The organism is Streptomyces sp. ITFR-6 (assembly GCF_031844725.1).
Classification (GTDB): Bacteria; Actinomycetota; Actinomycetes; order Streptomycetales; family Streptomycetaceae; genus Streptomyces.
The window spans coordinates 3,569,626-3,585,648 of record NZ_CP134612.1; the positions used below are offsets into that span (position 1 = coordinate 3,569,626).

14 protein-coding genes and 1 riboswitch are annotated in these 16,023 nt (G+C 71.5%); of the genes, 8 read left to right on the forward strand and 6 right to left on the reverse strand.

Annotated elements, in window-relative coordinates:
- Position 1: 1 nt before the first annotated feature.
- Positions 2-1,297 carry a threonine synthase gene (gene thrC, locus RLT59_RS16190; protein ID WP_311304048.1) on the reverse strand — a complete coding sequence of 432 codons (1,296 nt, stop codon included), beginning with the start codon at positions 1,295-1,297 and terminating at the stop codon, positions 2-4.
- A 17-nt stretch (positions 1,298-1,314) separates the two neighbouring features.
- Positions 1,315-1,441: riboswitch (SAM riboswitch) on the reverse strand.
- A 152-nt stretch (positions 1,442-1,593) separates the two neighbouring features.
- Here thrC and RLT59_RS16195 point away from each other — a divergent pair.
- Positions 1,594-2,544: a glucosyl-3-phosphoglycerate synthase gene (locus RLT59_RS16195; protein WP_311307745.1), complete on the forward strand. Its 951-nt coding sequence runs from the start codon at positions 1,594-1,596 to the stop codon at positions 2,542-2,544.
- 80 nt (positions 2,545-2,624) lie between these two features.
- Positions 2,625-4,028 (forward strand): alpha,alpha-trehalose-phosphate synthase (UDP-forming), encoded by a 1,404-nt coding sequence (locus RLT59_RS16200; RefSeq protein WP_311304049.1) that lies wholly within the window; start codon positions 2,625-2,627, stop codon positions 4,026-4,028.
- Here RLT59_RS16200 and otsB read toward each other — a convergent pair.
- From otsB to RLT59_RS16215, 3 genes are all read right to left on the reverse strand, one after another.
- Entirely contained in the window at positions 4,005-4,862 is an 858-nt protein-coding gene (otsB, locus tag RLT59_RS16205) for a trehalose-phosphatase (RefSeq protein ID WP_311304050.1), read from the reverse strand. The two genes, RLT59_RS16200 and otsB, sit on opposite strands and share 24 nt — an antisense overlap.
- 88 nt (positions 4,863-4,950) lie before the next feature.
- Positions 4,951-5,223, reverse strand: a complete 273-nt coding sequence (locus RLT59_RS16210; RefSeq protein WP_311304051.1) for a DUF3263 domain-containing protein — start codon at positions 5,221-5,223, stop codon at positions 4,951-4,953.
- Between the two features lie 46 nt (positions 5,224-5,269).
- A complete protein-coding gene (locus RLT59_RS16215) occupies positions 5,270-6,487 on the reverse strand; it encodes an extracellular solute-binding protein (protein ID WP_311307746.1) in 1,218 nt (405 codons plus the stop codon).
- A gap of 329 nt (positions 6,488-6,816) precedes the next feature.
- Here RLT59_RS16215 and RLT59_RS16220 point away from each other — a divergent pair, with 329 nt between their 5' ends.
- From RLT59_RS16220 to RLT59_RS16240, 5 genes are all read left to right on the forward strand, one after another.
- Positions 6,817-7,725 (forward strand): SIS domain-containing protein, encoded by a 909-nt coding sequence (locus RLT59_RS16220; protein WP_311304052.1) that lies wholly within the window; start codon positions 6,817-6,819, stop codon positions 7,723-7,725.
- 124 nt (positions 7,726-7,849) lie between these two features.
- Positions 7,850-8,779 (forward strand): ROK family protein, encoded by a 930-nt coding sequence (locus RLT59_RS16225; RefSeq protein ID WP_311304053.1) that lies wholly within the window; start codon positions 7,850-7,852, stop codon positions 8,777-8,779.
- Positions 8,779-9,939 (forward strand): N-acetylglucosamine-6-phosphate deacetylase, encoded by a 1,161-nt coding sequence (gene nagA, locus RLT59_RS16230; protein WP_311304054.1) that lies wholly within the window; start codon positions 8,779-8,781, stop codon positions 9,937-9,939. Before RLT59_RS16225 ends, nagA begins: the two co-directional genes overlap by 1 nt.
- Before the next feature lie 164 nt (positions 9,940-10,103).
- Entirely contained in the window at positions 10,104-11,048 is a 945-nt protein-coding gene (locus RLT59_RS16235; RefSeq protein ID WP_311304055.1) for a 1-phosphofructokinase family hexose kinase, read from the forward strand.
- Positions 11,049-11,103: 55 nt separating this feature from the next.
- The gene (locus RLT59_RS16240) at positions 11,104-11,955 is read left to right on the forward strand and encodes a class II fructose-bisphosphate aldolase (RefSeq protein ID WP_311304056.1); all 852 of its coding nucleotides are present in this window, start codon (positions 11,104-11,106) and stop codon (positions 11,953-11,955) included.
- A gap of 388 nt (positions 11,956-12,343) precedes the next feature.
- Here the strand turns inward: RLT59_RS16240 and RLT59_RS16245 are convergent, their stop codons facing one another.
- Together RLT59_RS16245 and cdgB are read right to left on the reverse strand one after the other, a co-directional pair.
- Complete coding sequence (locus tag RLT59_RS16245) at positions 12,344-13,384, reverse strand: CBM35 domain-containing protein (RefSeq protein ID WP_311304057.1); 1,041 nt, start codon at positions 13,382-13,384, stop codon at positions 12,344-12,346.
- A 153-nt stretch (positions 13,385-13,537) separates the two neighbouring features.
- Entirely contained in the window at positions 13,538-15,187 is a 1,650-nt protein-coding gene (gene cdgB, locus RLT59_RS16250; protein ID WP_311304058.1) for a diguanylate cyclase CdgB, read from the reverse strand.
- A 311-nt stretch (positions 15,188-15,498) separates the two neighbouring features.
- On the opposite strand from cdgB, the gene RLT59_RS16255 reads away from it, so the two are divergent.
- On the forward strand, positions 15,499-16,005 hold the full coding sequence (locus RLT59_RS16255; protein WP_311304059.1) for a flavin reductase family protein: 507 nt from the start codon (positions 15,499-15,501) through the stop codon (positions 16,003-16,005).
- Positions 16,006-16,023 lie beyond the last annotated feature (18 nt).

Here is a 16,023-nt window from a genome sequence, read left to right on the forward strand (position 1 = left end):
ATCAGCCGGCGGTGCCGAGGCCGGCGGCGCGGAAAGCGTCCAGGCTCGGACGGATCGTCGCCGTCGCCTGCGAGGTGGCGGCCACCGCGTCCAGCGTCTTGAGGCCGTCCCCGGTGTTCAGGACGACGGTGGTGAGCGTCGGGTCGAGCAGGCCGGCCTCGATCAGCTTCTTCGTCACGCCGACCGTCACACCGCCCGCGGTCTCGGCGAAGATGCCCTCGGTGCGCGCCAGGAGCTTGATCGCGTCGACGACCTGCTCGTCGTTCACGTCGTCCACCGCGCCACCCGTACGGCGGGCGATGTCCAGGACGTAGGGGCCGTCGGCCGGGTTGCCGATGGCGAGGGACTTGGCGATCGTGTTCGGCTTCTGCGGGCGGACCACGTCGTGACCGGCCTTGAAGGCGGCGGAGACCGGCGAGCAGCCCTCGGCCTGGGCACCGAAGATCTTGTACGGCTTGTCCTCGACCAGGCCGAGCTTGATCAGCTCCTGGAGGCCCTTGTCGATCTTCGTGAGCTGCGAGCCGGAGGCGATCGGGATGACGATCTGGTCGGGCAGCCGCCAGCCGAGCTGCTCGCAGATCTCGTACGCGAGCGTCTTGGAGCCCTCGCCGTAGTACGGGCGGAGGTTGACGTTGACGAAGCCCCAGCCCTCCCCGAGCGGGTCTCCGATGAGCTCCGAGCAGAACCGGTTGACGTCGTCGTAATTGCCCTCGATACCGACCAGCTCACCGCCGTACACCGCGGCCATGACGACCTTGCCCTGCTCCAGGTCGTGCGGGATGAACACGCACGAGCGCAGACCGGCGCGGGCCGCGGCGGCGCCCACCGCACCGGCCAGGTTGCCGGTCGAGGAGCAGGAGAGCGTGGTGAAACCGAAGGCGCGGGCGGCCTCGACGGCGATCGCGACGACGCGGTCCTTGAAGGAGTGCGTCGGGTTGCCGGAGTCGTCCTTGACGTACAGGCCGCCGGTGACGCCCAGCTCACGGGCGAGGTTGTCGGCCTTGACCAGCTTGGTGAAGCCGGGGTTGATGTTGGGCTTGTCCGCGACATCGGCGGGCACCGGCAGCAGCGGCGCGTAGCGCCAGATGTTGTCGGGTCCGGCCTCGATGCGCTTCTTCAGCTCGTCCGGGGAGCCGGTCGGCAGGTCGTACGCCACTTCGAGCGGCCCGAAACAGGTCGCACAGGCGAAAAGGGGACCGAGCGGGAATCGTTCTCCGCACTCGCGGCAGGAAAGTGCCGCGGCGGGACCGAGGTCCACGGAAGATTCGGTGGTTGCTGCAACAGTCTGAACAGCCATGATGGCGAGGCCCTTTCTCCTCATCTTCCTTGTGACGCATTTCGCCACAAGACGGAATTGGCACCGTCCCCACCTGACCTCGCGGTCGGCGGGATGGTTGCCGGGACTTCAACGGGCCGTTCCCTCTGTCCCTCTGGATGAGCGCTATGGCACTGGACCATCGATCCAGGCGTTTATCGGCGGATGGACCCCGGCATGCCACGGCCATCTGCGTTGTTCAGACTGTAACCGAAGCACCGGACTGTTGAGATAGTCGTCCGAACCGCGAGATGGATCACATACAGGGAGTATCGACCGTGCTGGAAGAGGTCGAACGCTGGCTGACCAGGCGTTCCTGGTCGTGCGCCGACCGCCCGCTGGAGCAGCTCATGGCCGCCCGGGGCGGCGACCCGCGCCGGGGGAGCGTGAGTGTCGTCCTGCCCGCGCTCAACGAGGCGGCGACGGTCGGGGACATCGTCCGGACGATCCGGCGCGAGCTCATGGAGAAGGTCCGGCTGGTCGACGAACTCGTGGTGATCGACTCCGGCTCCACCGACGACACCGCGGAGGTCGCCCGCCGGGCGGGCGCCCGGGTGATCCACCGGAACGCGATCCTGCCCCGGCTGCCGGCCGTCCCCGGCAAGGGCGAGGTGCTGTGGCGGTCACTGCTGGTGACCGGCGGTGACATCGTCTGCTTCATCGACGCGGACCTGAAGGACTTCTCGGCCGATTTCGTCTCCGGCATCGTCGGCCCGCTGCTGACCGACCCCTCCGTGCAGTTCGTCAAGGCGATGTACGACCGTCCGCTCGGGGAGACCGCGGGCCAGGGCGGGCGGGTCACCGAGCTGGTGGCACGGCCGCTGCTCAATCTGCACTGGCCGCAGCTGGCCGGCTTCGTCCAGCCGCTGGGCGGCGAGTACGCCGTACGCCGGTCGCTGCTCGAACAGCTGCCGTTCCCGGTCGGCTACGGGGTGGAGCTGGGGCTGCTCGTCGACGCCCTGCACACGGTCGGCCTGGACGCGCTGGCCCAGGTCGATGTCGGCGTCCGCAAACACCGCCACCAGGACGGCCGGGCGCTCGGCCGGATGGCGGCGGCCATCTACCGGACCGCTTCGCTGCGGCTCTCACGGGGCCATCTGGTGCGCCCCGAGCTGACGCAGTTCGAGCGCGGCGAGAGCGGCTTCGTGCCGCAGACCTACCCGGTGGACACCGAGGAGCGGCCGCCGATGCGCGAGATCGAGGAGTACGTCTCGCGCCGCGCCGCCTGAGTACCGGCTGACGCGTCGGCCGGGACGGCCCGCGGCCGCACGCACGTTTGGACGGTTCGGGATCGGGCTAGATTCCGCGCATGGTCTCCGAGCACGCCCCCCAGTCCGCCGCCCAGCCCGCCGCCCAGGTTCTTGTCGCGTCCAACCGAGGCCCGGTCTCGTACACCGTGGGCGAGGACGGCTCGCTCGACGCGAAACGGGGCGGGGGCGGGCTCGTCTCGGGGCTGAGCGCGGTGGACGACAAGATGTGGGTCTGCGCCGCGCTCGGTGACGGCGACCGCGAGGCGGTGCGGCGCGGGGTCGGTGAGCCGGGCGTACGGATGCTGGACATCGACGCGGACGTGCACGCCGACGCGTACAACGGCATCGCGAACTCGGTGCTCTGGTTCATCCACCACCTGCTCTACCAGACCCCGGTGGAGCCCGTCTTCGACGCGGAGTTCCGGCGCCAGTGGGCGTCCTTCGAGACCTACAACCGGGCCTTCGCCGAGGCGCTCGCGGAGGAGGCGGGCGAGGGCGCGGCGGTCCTGGTGCAGGACTACCACCTGGTGCTGGTGCCCGGCATGCTCCGCGAGCTCCGCCCCGACCTGCGCATCGGCCACTTCTCGCACACCCCGTGGGCGCCCGTCGACTACTTCCGGATGCTGCCCGACGACATCGCGGAGCAGGTGCTGCGCGGTGTCCTCGGCGCCGACCGGGCGGCCTTCCTGACCCGCCGCTGGGCGGACGGCTTCATCAGCTGCTGTACGGAGATCCTGGGCGGCACAGGCCGCACCCGGATCGGCGTGCACGGGCTCGGCGCCGACGCGGACTTCCTGCTCCGGCGCGCGCACGAGCCGGATGTGGACGAGCGGATGGCGGCGCTGCGCGAGCAGGTGGGCCCCGGCCGGAAGACGATCGTGCGGGTGGACCGCACGGAGCTGTCCAAGAACATCGTCCGGGGGATGCTCGCCTACCGGGCGCTGCTCGACGAACGGCCCGAGTGGCGCGGCCGGGTCGTCCACGTGGCGTTCGCCTACCCCTCGCGGCAGGACCTCGCGGTGTACCGGGAGTACACGGCCGAGGTGCGGCGCGTCGCCGACGACATCAACACGAAGCACGGCACGGCGGACTGGACCCCGGTCGTCCTCCACGTCAAGGACGACTTCGCCCGCTCGCTGGCGGCGTACCGGCTGGCCGACGTGGCGCTCGTCAACCCGATCAGGGACGGCATGAACCTGGTCGCCAAGGAGGTCCCGGTCGTCTCCGACCACGGCTGCGCGCTGGTGCTGTCGCGGGAGGCGGGCGCGTACGAGGAGCTGGGCGACGACGCGATCGTGGTGAACCCGTACGACGTGTCCGCCACCGCCGACGCCCTGCACGAGGCGCTGACGATGGCGGACGACGTACGCGCCGAGCGCACGGAGCGGCTGGCGGAGGCGGCCACCGCGCTGCCGCCGCAACAGTGGTTCCTGGACCAGCTAGAGGCGCTGCGCCAGGGCTGACAGGAAGCCGACGACCGCTCCGGGGCCCGGCAGCAACAGGTCGGCGCGCGCGGCCAGTTCCGGCACCTCCGCCTCGCCGCTGCAGACGAGCAGGCCTGGGGTGCCGTCGGGGCCCTCGCTGCGGAGCTTCTCCACGGCGGCGAACGCGGCCAGGTCGCCCAGGTCGTCACCCGCGTACAGCACGGACTCGGCGCCCGTCTCGCGCACGTACTGGGTGAGGGCGACGCCCTTGTCCATGCCGGCGGGCCGCAACTCCAGGACCATCCGGCCCGGTTCGACGATCAGGCCGTGCCGGGCTGCCAGCTCGCCGAGGGGGCCGCGCAGCGCCTCGAAGGCGGCCTGCGGGTCCTCTGCGCGGCGGGTGTGGACGGCGAGCGCCTGCCCCTTCTCCTCTATCCAGGTACCGCGCCAGGAGTCGAACCTGTCTAGGAAGCCGGGCAGTTCGGCCCGCACGGCGGCGACACCGGGGTGCGGAGCGGGGGCGTGGACGGTGCCGGAGACGGCGTCCCAGCGTTCGGCGCCGTAGTGGCCGAGGACGACGAGGTGGTCCAGTCCGGCGACCCCGGCGAAGCCGCCGTAGCGGACCGCGACGCCGGCCGGGCGGCCGGTGATCACGGCGATCGACGCGACCCGGGGAGCGAGTGCGGCGAGCGCCTCGACGGTCCCGGGGTGGGCGCGGGCCTGTTCGGGGTCCGGCACGATGTCTGCGAGGGTGCCGTCGAAATCGAGCGCGATGACGGCGCGGTCGGGCCGGCCGAGGAGAGCGGCGAGGCCCTCCCGTCCGGCGGGGGTCGTCGGGGTCGGCAGGGGTGGGGTGTGCGGGTGGCTGCCCATGCGTCCGAGCCTATAGGCGGTGGCCTGCCCGCGGGCCCGACCGGGGCTCCGCCCCACACAGGGCCCGGCCGGGGCTCCGCCCCGGCCCTCAGCGGCGGCCCCGCCTCGCCTCTCGTACCCGCCGGAGCCGGTTCACCGTGACCGGGTCGGCCTCCAGGGCCCGCCGGTCGTCCAGCAGGGCGTTCAGAAGCTGGTAGTAGCGGGTCGGGGAGATGCCGAGCCGCTCCCGGATCGCCCGCTCCTTCGCGCCGGGCCCGGTCCATGACTGCCGCTCCACGGCCAGCACCGCGCGGTCCCGGTCCGAGAGTCCGGCAGAGGGCGGGGCGGGCTGGTCGGGGGGGTCCGGGGGAAGGGCGGTCATATCAGCCAATATATTGCGCGGGCCGTGACCTGCGGACCGCCGCCCGCTACTCCGCGCTCTCCGCCGCCGTGGACTCCTGCGCTATGCGCGCCAGCACGCTCTCGGGCTTCGCGCCCGGCTCGACCGCCTCACCGATGTTCTTCTTGATCGACTCGCTGGCCCGCGCCCAGGACGTCTTTCCGAACGGGTAGAGCTGCGCGCTCGGCAGCGCGTCCAGGAACTTGTACAGCGGCTTGTACTTGGGGTCGGTCTCCATCGCGGCCGAGGCGCTGTCGGTGACCGGCAGCATGTCGTAGGTGTCCGCGAAGTCGATGACGTTCTTGTCGCTGAACATGAAGTCGAAGAACTTGCCCATCTCGACCCGGTGATCGTTCTGCTTGAAGCCCATGATCCAGTCGGCGACGCCCATCGAGCTGGTGCTCGGCCCGGTGATACCGGGCAGCGGCACCATGCCGACGTCCACGCCCTTCTCCTGGGCCTCCTGCATCAGCGTCGGATGGCCGTTGAGCATGCCGACGTCACCGCTGGTGAACGCCTGGAAGGCCTTCGCCCGGTTGAGCTCGCCGGGGGCGACGGGGCCGACGAGTCCCTTGTCGACGAGGTTCGACTTCAGCCAGTCGAACGTCTTGATGTTCTCTTCCGAGTCGATGTTGTAAGAGCCGACGTCGTCGGTGTAGCCACCGCCGCCGCTGAGCAGCCACATCAGCGTCTCGGCCTGGGACTCCTCCTGGCCCAGCGGCAGCGCGAACGGGAACTTCACGCCGCGCTGCTTGAGCGCGGCGGCGTCGCTCGCGATGTCGCTCCAGGTCTTCGGGGCGTCGAGCCCTGCCTGGCCGAAGAGCTTCTTGTTGTAGAAGAGCAGCCGGGTGCTGGCCACGAACGGCAGTCCGTACTGGACCTGGCCGACCCGGCCCGCGTCCGCGAGGACCGGCAGGAAGTTGGCCTGGGTGCGGACGCTGAGCATCTGGTCGGCCGAGTAGAGCTTCCCGGCCTTGGCGTAGTCCGCGTACGCGCCGATCTGCGCGATGTCGGGTGCCTTTCCGGCCTTGACCATCTCCGCGACCTTGCGGTCGATGTCCGTCCACGGCAGGACGGTCACGTCGACCTTGATGCCGGGGTGGGACGCCTCGAAGCCCCGGGCGACACCGTCCCAGTACTTGTCCGACTTGTTTGCCTCGCCGGTGCCGTAATCGGCCGCGACCAGCTTCAGCGTGACGTCTCCCCCGCCGCTCCCGCCGCCGCAGCCGGACAGCGCCGCCGTCATCCCCAGAGCGGCGACAGCCGCCGTCAGTCCCAAGTAACGCCGCTGCACAGCTCAGTCCGTTCTTGTCGATCGCGCCATCCGCTCCACCCACGTCGGCGTGGGGCGCTCCGGATGAGCTGCGATTTTGCCCCACCGCCTCCGAGGAGGTCTACACCGCCCCGGTATCGCTTCGGCAACGCAGCAGCATTGCACGGGACGCGGAGTAACTGCTAAGTAGGTCTCGGTCGACGTCTCGGTCAACGAGGGCCCGGCACAAGGCCCTTAACCCTCCAGCAGCCCTAATGGTCCAGACCTTTATACGCGCCCATCCCCGCGAGGAGCCGTACCGCATGTCCCGTACCGCATCAGAAATTGCCACCCAGCCCAGCTGCTGGCGGCGTGCCGCAGAGGCGGGAGCGGTGGCCGAGGGGCTGCCGCGTCCGGGCGAGCGGGTCGCCGTCACCGGCTGCGGCACCTCCTGGTTCATGGCCATCGCCTACGCGGCGCTGCGCGAGGCGGCCGGGCAGGGCGAGACGGACGCCTACGCCTCTTCGGAGTTCCCGGCCGGGCGGTCCTACGACCGGGTCGTGGCCATCACCCGCTCCGGCACCACGAGCGAGGTGCTGGCGCTCCTGGCCGAACTGCGCGGGAAGACGCCGACCGTCGCGCTGACCGCAGACCCGAAGACACCGGTGATGGACGCCGCCGACACGGTGGCGGTCCTGGACTGGGCCGACGAGGAGTCGGTCGTGCAGACCCGGTTCGCCACCACCGCGCTCGCCTTCCTGCGGGCCGGGCTCGAAGCCTCCGGGCCGCTCCCGGCGGGCGTGAAGACGGTGGCCGAGGCCGCGGTGGACGCGGAGCTGGCGGTGACGGAGCCGCTGGAGGAGGCGGTGGTCTCGGCCGAGCAGTGGACGTTCCTGGGGCGCGGCTGGACCTACGGGCTGGCGCAGGAGGCCGGGCTGAAGATGCGCGAGGCGGCGGGCGCCTGGACGGAGTCCTACCCGGCGATGGAGTACCGCCACGGCCCGATCGCGGTCACCGGACCGAACCGGGTGGCCTGGGTGTTCGGCGCCCTGCCCGAGGGTCTGGCGGGCGAGGTCGAGGGCGTCGGCGGGACGCTCGTGGCCCGTACCGCCGCCGACCCGATGGCCGATCTGATCCGGGCCCAGCGGCTCGCGGTGGCGCTCGCGGAGTCGAAGGGCTACGACCCGGACCACCCGCGCAACCTGTCGCGCAGCGTGATCCTGCCGGGCTGAGGGCGCACGCCGGGCGCGTTCACGGCGGATTGCCGCGCGGTTGCGGGCCGATTTTGTATGGATGCGCAACAAACAGCGATAGTGGACTAGACCTTTTGGGGTTCCTCGGGCGAAACTGTTTCCCGTGAAACACGTCATCGCCCTCGATGTGGGCGGCACCGGAATGAAGGCCGCACTGGTCGGGGCCGATGGCGCCCTGCTCTACGAGGCGCGGCGCGCGACCGGCAGAGAGCGCGGTCCCGACGCGGTCGTGGAGTCGATCCTCGCCTTCGCGGCGGATCTGCGCGCGTACGGCGAGGAGCACTTCGGCGAGAGCGCTCTCGCCGCTGGTGTCGCCGTACCCGGCATCGTCGACGCCGAGAACGGCGTCGCGCTCTTCTCCGCCAACCTGGGCTGGAGCGACATCCCCATGCGCCGGCTGCTCGGTGAGCGGCTCGGCGTCCCCGTCGCCCTCGGCCACGACGTCAGGACCGGCGGACTCGCGGAGGGCCGGATCGGGGCGGGCCGGGGCGCCGACCGCTTCGTCTTCATCCCGCTGGGCACCGGGATCGCCGGGGCCATCGGCATCGGCGGTTCCATCGAGGCGGGCGCCCACGGCTCGGCCGGCGAGATCGGCCACATCGTGATCCGGCCGGACGGCCCGGACTGCAGCTGCGGCCAGCGCGGCTGCCTGGAGACGCTGGCCTCCGCCGCCGCCGTCAGCCGGGCCTGGGCCATCGCGTCCGGCGACCCGAAGGCCGACGCGGCGGACTGCGCCAAGGCTGTGGAGTCGGGCGACCCGGCGGCCCTCGCGGTCTGGCACGACGCCGTGGACGCCCTCGCCGCCGGGCTCGTCACCGCGCTCACCCTGCTGGACCCCCGCACGCTCATCATCGGTGGCGGTCTCGCCGAGGCGGGGGAAACCTTGTTCACACCACTCCGTGCGGCCGTCGAGGAACGCATCACGTTCCAGAAGCTGCCCCACATCGTCCCCGCGGCTCTCGGGGACACCGCCGGATGCCTGGGCGCAGGGCTGCTCGCCTGGGATCTTCTCTCCACGGAGGTATCCGCCTGATGGCCGGACGCGCAGACAGCACAGTTCTCGCAGGTGCCCAGGTGGTACTCCCCACCGGCACCGTCGAGAACGGCCGGGTGGTCATCGAAGGCACCCGCATCGCCGCCGGTCCGGCACCGGACGCGCCGAGCCTCGACCTGTCCGGCCACTGGATCGTCCCCGGCTTCGTGGACATGCACAACCACGGCGGCGGCGGCGCCTCCTTCACCTCCGGCACCGTGGAGGACGTCCTGACCGGCGTCCGCACCCACCGCGAGCACGGCACCACCACCCTGGTCGCCTCCACCGTCACCGGCGAGATGGACTTCCTCGCCGGACGGGCCGGCATCCTCTCCGAGCTCGTCGAGCAGGGCGAGCTGGCCGGCATCCACTTCGAGGGCCCCTTCATCTCGCCGTGCCGCAAGGGCGCGCACAGCGAGGGCCTGCTGCGCGACCCGGACCCGGCCGAGGTCCGCAAGCTGATGGACGCCGCCCGGGGCACCGCGAAGATGTTCACGCTCGCCACCGAACTGCCCGGCGGCATCGAGTCCGTACGGCTGCTCGCCGAGCACGGCGTCATCGCCGCGATCGGGCACACCGACGCCACGTACGAGCAGACCGTCGAGGCGATCGACGCGGGCGCCACCGTCGCCACGCACCTCTTCAACGCGATGCCGCCCCTGGGCCACCGCGCACCCGGACCGATCGCCGCCCTCCTGGAGGACGAGCGGATCACGGTCGAGCTGATCAACGACGGCACGCACCTGCACCCCGCCGCCCTGCAGCTGGCCTACCACCACGCGGGCGCCCACCGCGTCGCCCTGATCACCGACGCCATGGACGCGGCCGGGTTCGGTGACGGCCAGTACCAGCTGGGCCCGCTCGCCGTCGAGGTCAAGGACGGCGTCGCCCGGCTCGTCGAGGGCAACTCCATCGCCGGCTCCACCCTCACCCTGGACACCGCCTTCCACCGGGCCGTGACCATCGACCGCATCCCGGTCGGTGACGTGGTCCAGTCGATCTCCGCCAACCCGGCCCGGCTGCTCGGCGTATACGACCGGGTCGGCTCGCTGGAACCGGGCAAGGACGCCGACCTGGTCGTCCTGGACGCCGACTTCGCGCTCAAGGGCGTCATGCGCAAGGGCGAGTGGGTCGTCCAGCCGGTGCCCGTGGCGGTCTGACGGCCACCGTCCCGAGCCTCGGACAGAACGTAACGAAGAGACGGCGGTTGTCCCCCGGGTCTGGGCCCGCCGCCGGCTCTTTGGCATGATCGTCCGCGAAACAACCAGGAACAGCGGGTTCCGCTACGGCATCCGCGCTCAGCACGTATCGAGGGGGCGGCCGAGTGATCCTCACAGTCACGCTGAACACGGCACTCGACCTGACGTACGGCGTACCCGCCCTCGTCCCGCACGCCAGCCACCGGGTCACCGATCTCTCCGAGCGGCCCGGCGGCAAGGGCATCAACGTCGCCCGGGTCCTCACGGCCCTCGGCCACGACAGCGTCGTCACCGGCTTCGCGGGCGGCGCCACCGGCTCCGTACTGCGGCAACTGCTCGCGGACCTCCCGGCCGGCCGGGCGAGCCTCACCGACGCGCTCGTCCCGGTGGCCGGCGACACCCGCCGCACCCTGGCCGTCGTGGACGGGACCACCGGCGACACCACCCAGTTCAACGAACCGGGCCCGCACGTCACCGCCGACGAGTGGACCACCTTCCTCCGCAGTTACGAGAAGCTGCTCACCGGCGCCGACGCGGTCGCCCTGTGCGGCAGCCTGCCCCCCGGCATCCACGTCGGCGCCTACGCCGAACTGATCCGGCCGGCCCGCGCCGCAGGCGTCCCGGTGCTCCTGGACACCAGCGGAGAACCGCTGCGCCGGGGCATCGCCGCCCGCCCCGACCTCATCAAGCCGAACGCCGACGAGCTCGCCCAGCTCACCGGCTCCCGCGAGCCCGCCCGCGCCACCCGCGACGCCCGCCGCAGAGGCGCGCACACGGTGATCGCCTCGCTGGGCCCCGACGGCATGCTGGCGGTCACCCCCGACGGCAGCTGGCAGGCGTCCCCGCCCGCCGCGGTCAAGGGCAACCCCACCGGGGCCGGCGACTCCGCGGTGGCCGGGCTGCTCTCCTCCCTCGTCGAGGGCCTGAGCTGGCCGGACCGGCTGCGACGGGCGGTGGCACTGTCGACGGCGACCGTGCTGGCCCCCACCGCGGGTGACTTCGACCGCGCGGCCTACGAGGAGCTGCTGCCGCGCGTCGCCATCGAGGAACACGCACACGGAGCGGCCTGAGCGCCGCACCCCCACCGGGCCCCCACCGGGCCCGAGGAAACGACAGAGGTCAGCAATGCCGCTCGTCAGTACCGGTGAACTCGTCTCCGCCGCCCAGGCCCAGGGAGGCGGGATCGCCGCCTTCAACGTCATCACCCTGGAACACGCGGAGGCCATCGCCACCGGCGCGGAGCGGGCCGGGGCCCCCGCCATCCTCCAGATCTCCGAGAACGCCGTGAAGTTCCACGGCGGCCGGCTCTCCGCCATCGCGGCGGCCGCCGCCGCCGTCGCCCGCGCCTCCGCCGTCCCGCTCGCCCTCCACCTCGACCACGTCGAGTCCGTGGAGCTGCTGCACCAGGCGCACGACGAGGGCTTCGGCTCCGTCATGTTCGACGCCTCCAAGCTGACGTACGCGGAGAACGTGCGGACCACCGCCGAAGCCGTCGCCTGGGGCCACGAGCGCGGTATCTGGATCGAGGCCGAGCTCGGCAAGGTCGGCGGCAAGGAGGGCGAGGCCCCCCTCGACGCCCACGCCCCCGGCGTCCGCACCGACCCGGCGGAGGCCGCCGCGTACGTCGCCGCGACCGGTGTCGACGCGCTGGCCGTCGCGGTGGGCTCCTCGCACGCCATGACAGAGCGCACCGCCGCCCTGGACCACGAGCTGATCGGCCGGCTGCGCGACGCCGTCCCCGTCCCGCTGGTGCTGCACGGCTCCAGCGGCGTCCCGGACGAAGAGATCCGCCAGGCCGTCGCCGCCTCCGGCATGGTCAAGATCAACGTGGGCACGGCCCTGAACACCGCGTTCACCGGCGCCGTCCGGTCCTACCTGGCCGAGGACACCACGGGCGTCGACCCGCGCAAGTACATCGCCCCGGGCCGCGAGGCGATGGCCGCGACGGTCGCCGGGTTCCTGGCCCTGATGGGCTGACACCTCCGCCATCACCCCCACGGCGAGTAGCCGTGTGCGGGGAATCAGCCAAGGATGTAGATGGCGCGGGGCAGCCCTCGGGTGACGCCCGTGTCGAGGTCACCGGAGAGAGGGGGCCCGCATGAGCATGCTCAGGAACAGTCTGACGACCGTGGCTGTGGTCGGCACGCTGCCGGTCGGCACCTTCGCCGCACCGGCCGTGGCGGCTGACCCCAATACCTGCCCGGAAGGGAACATCTGCGGGTGGTCGGGGAAGGGCTGTCCCGTAAGGCCCTGCAAGAGGCGGCATCTGCACTGCAGCCGCTGATGACCCAGCACAGAGAATACAAGCGTGGCCTCTCCCGGTTCGGAAGCCAGGAGAGGCCACAAGCGGTTCGCCCGCCATGGGCTAACCATTCGCCGGCGTGACCTCCAGCCAATCCAGGATCACGTCGCACTGGTTGCCGTCCTGGCACGAAATACCGATCTCGTTCTCACCCTTGACCAGGTCGACGGGTGCCCAGGTGGTCTGCCAGTTCTTCTCCCAGTTCGGGTCCGAGGAATGGACGAAGTCCTTGAGCCCGATCGGCTGCGAGTTCGGCTTCCCGTTGACCGTCAACGTTGCGTTGGCGTCCTTGCCGGGGATCGAGTAGCGCACCGTCAGACGGTACGCACCGGCCTTCTCCATCGCGGCCTGCCACGTCACGGAGGATCCGACTGCGTTGAAACCGGAGACATAGGCGCCGCCGGGTCCCTCGGCGCCCTTGACGCTCTTCTCCACGGCCGCTGTGCCGCCGAGCTTGAGCGACACCGCGTCCTGCTTCGGGAGCTCCGGAGGAGCCTCGGAGGTCTTGGACTGCTGCGGCTTCGGCGACTCCTCGACCTCGCCGGCAGCGCCGGAGGAGGAGGACGCCGCGTCCTCGTTCTTCTTGTCCTTGTCGCCGTCGCCCGTCATCAGGGCGGCGCCGATGCCGATGAGCACGACCGCGACGACCGCGATCGCACCGATCAGCAGGCCCTTGGTGTTGGGACCGCCCTTGCCGGGACCGCCGCCGTTGCCCCGGCCGCCCTGGTGCGGGACCTGGGAGGTGGGGGCGCCGGGATACGTCTCCGGGGCCGCGTACTGCGCGTTCGGCTGCCCGTACTGGCCCTGCTGCGGCTGGGCGTACTGCCCCTGCTGCTGACCGTACTGGGCGTTGTTCTGCGCCTGCGGCGGGTAGCCGTACGCCCCCTGCTGCGGCACCTGCTGGCCGTACTGGCGCTCACCGACGGTACGCACCTGGTTGTACGAGGTACGCGGCACCCCGCGCTGCGCGGCGGGACCCGGATAGCCGTAGCCCCCCTGCCCACCCTGACCGGGCGGCTGCGCGCCGGCCGCTCGCCCGTCCTCGTAGAGGTAGCCGAACGGGTCGTCGTCCTCGGGTGTGCTCGCGCCGTTGTTCCCGGCCATCCCTGGGTCACTCCTCACCATGTCGTCGGCCACTCGCCGTATACCGTCAGCCCACGCCGACCGGCCGAGCCTACCCCGAACGGACCAGCCCAAGAATTGCCGAAGGTGCGGCGGGGACCGGGGCGGGGTACCCGCACAACGCCCCGGCGAACGTCAGCCGGCCCTGCGGTGAACCTTCGAGCGGGACCGCTTCTCGACGTACATCCGCTGGTCGGCGGAGCGCAGCACTTCCTCCGCGGTCATGCCGCAGGCGGCCCAGCCGATGCCGAAACTCGCCCCGACGCGGACCGCCCGGCCGTCGACCCGAATGGGCGGAATGATGGCGTTACGCAGGCGTACGGCCAGGTCCGCGGCGTCCGCCGAGCCCAGGCCGTCCGCGAGCACGACGAATTCGTCACCCCCGAGCCGGGCGACGGTGTCGCCGTCGCGGACACAGGTGGTGAGCCGGCGGGCGACCTCGATGAGGACCGCGTCACCCGTGTGGTGGCCGAAGCGGTCGTTGATCGACTTGAAGCCGTCCAGGTCGCAGAAGAGGACCGCGAGGCCCTTCGAGCCGTCGTCCTGCCCGGTGTCGGGTGCGACGGAATGCACATGGTGGTCGTACGGGCCGACGCCCGTCCCGGCGTCGAAGCCGTCCGCGGGGAAGCCGTGCAGCCGGGCCTCGTCCACATCGCCGTACGCCGCGTCCAGCGCCTGTACGTCGGTGGACGCCATCGCGTGCGGGCGCTCGCAGAGCCGGGCGCTGAGCCGGGAGCGCAGCTCGGCGCTGTTGGGCAGGCCGGTGAGGGCGTCGTGCGAGGCGCGGTGCGCGAGGTTCAGCTCGTGGCGCTTGCGCTCCTCTATGTCCTCGACGTGGGTGAGCAGGAAGCGCGGCCCGTCCGCGGTGTCCGCGACGACGGAGTTGCGCAGCGAGACCCAGAGGTAGGTGCCGTCCCGGCGGCCGAGCCGCAGTTCGGCGCGGCCGCCCTCGGCGGAGGTGCGGAGCAGGGTGCCGATGTCCTCGGGGTGGACCAGGTCCGCGAAGGAGTAGCGGCGCAGGACGGAGGCGGGGCGGCCGAGCAGCCGGCACAGGGCGTCGTTGGTGCGCAGCAGCCGGCCGTGCTGGTCGCCGCCCATCTCCGCGATGGCCATGCCGCTGGGGGCGTACTCGAAGGCCTGGCGGAAGGACTCCTCGCTGGCCCGCAGCGCCTGCTGTTCCCGCTCCAGGCGGACCAGGGCGCGCTGCATGTTGGCCCGGAGCCTGGCGTTGCTGATGGCGATGGCCGACTGGGAGGCGTACATCTGGAGGGCCTCGCGGCCCCAGGCGCCGGGGTGGCGGCCGTTGCGGGGGCGGTCGACGGATATGACGCCGAGGAGGTCGGAGCCGCCGCCGGAGGCGTACATCGGGGCGTAGAGCCGGTCCTGCGGGTGCCACTCGTCCTCGAAGCGGGGCTCGGGGCCCTCGGTGTGCCACTGCGGGACGTCGTCGTCGAGGAGGACCCAGCCGTCGGTGTGCGGTATGAAGCGGAGCTCGTCCCATATCTCGCCCATGGCCAGCCGCCGCTCCCAGGAGGTACGGGAGCCGACGCGGCCGGTGATCAGGGCCTCCGCGGCGCTGTTCCCGGCGAAGGCGGCGACCACGAGGTCACCGTCGGGACGGACGAGGTTGACGCAGGCCAGCTCGTAGCCGAGACCAGTGACGATTCCGTCGGCCACGGTCTGCAGTGTGTCGGCCAGGCTCCGCGCCGTGTTGAGATCGGCCACGGCCTGGTGCAGCTGCCGCATCGTCGCAAGACGGACGTACGGCTCCGACTCGGCCTCCATCGCTCGCACTCCCCGAGACCTCGACAGCACTCCAGGTTTCATATCGGCGTACTTGACGTACTTACTGCAGTGTCACGGCCACTGAATCACAGTGAGCTGTTCACCCGGTACACAGGGTCAACAAATATCGCACCCTGTGAGGCAAGTCACAACAGATAGTAAAGGATTACCTCCAGCTCTCCGGCAGGTCCTAGGACCTGGCTGGTTCCCTGGCCCGATGCGCCGCCGGCCCGTGCACGACTAGCGTGCCCGGTGTGTTGCAGACGAAGCCCCCCGCCCCGCGTTCCCGGCCCGTCCCCCATGCTGAGGGGGTGAGCAACGACGAGTTCCGTGGTGCCCTTGCCCGACTGGCCGCCGGCGTGGTGCTGGTCACCGCCCAGGAGCCACCGCTCGACGAGCAGGGGCGCGGCGAGGACGTCGGGATGACCGCGACCGCCTTCATGTCGGTCTCGCTGGACCCGCCGCTGGTCATGGTGAGCCTGCGCAACGACTCACGGATGGACGACCTGCTGGCGGAGCAGCCGCTGTGGGCGGTCTCCGTGCTGTCGGAGAGCCAGCGGCACATCGCCGGGCGGTTCGCCATGAAGGGCCGGATCAGCGACCGGCTGCTGTTCGAGGACATCCCCTATGTTCGCGGGGAGATCACGGGGGCGCCGCTGGCCGGGGGCGCGCTCGCCACGCTGGAGTGCCGTACGGAGCAGCGCGTCGTGGCGGGTGACCACACGCTGGTGATCGGGCGGGTGCTCAGTGCGCAGCTGCCGACCCAGGACGGCGGCCCGCTGACGTACTTCCGGGGGCGCTACCGGCGGCTGGGCTGACCGCGCTCGGCGGCCTCG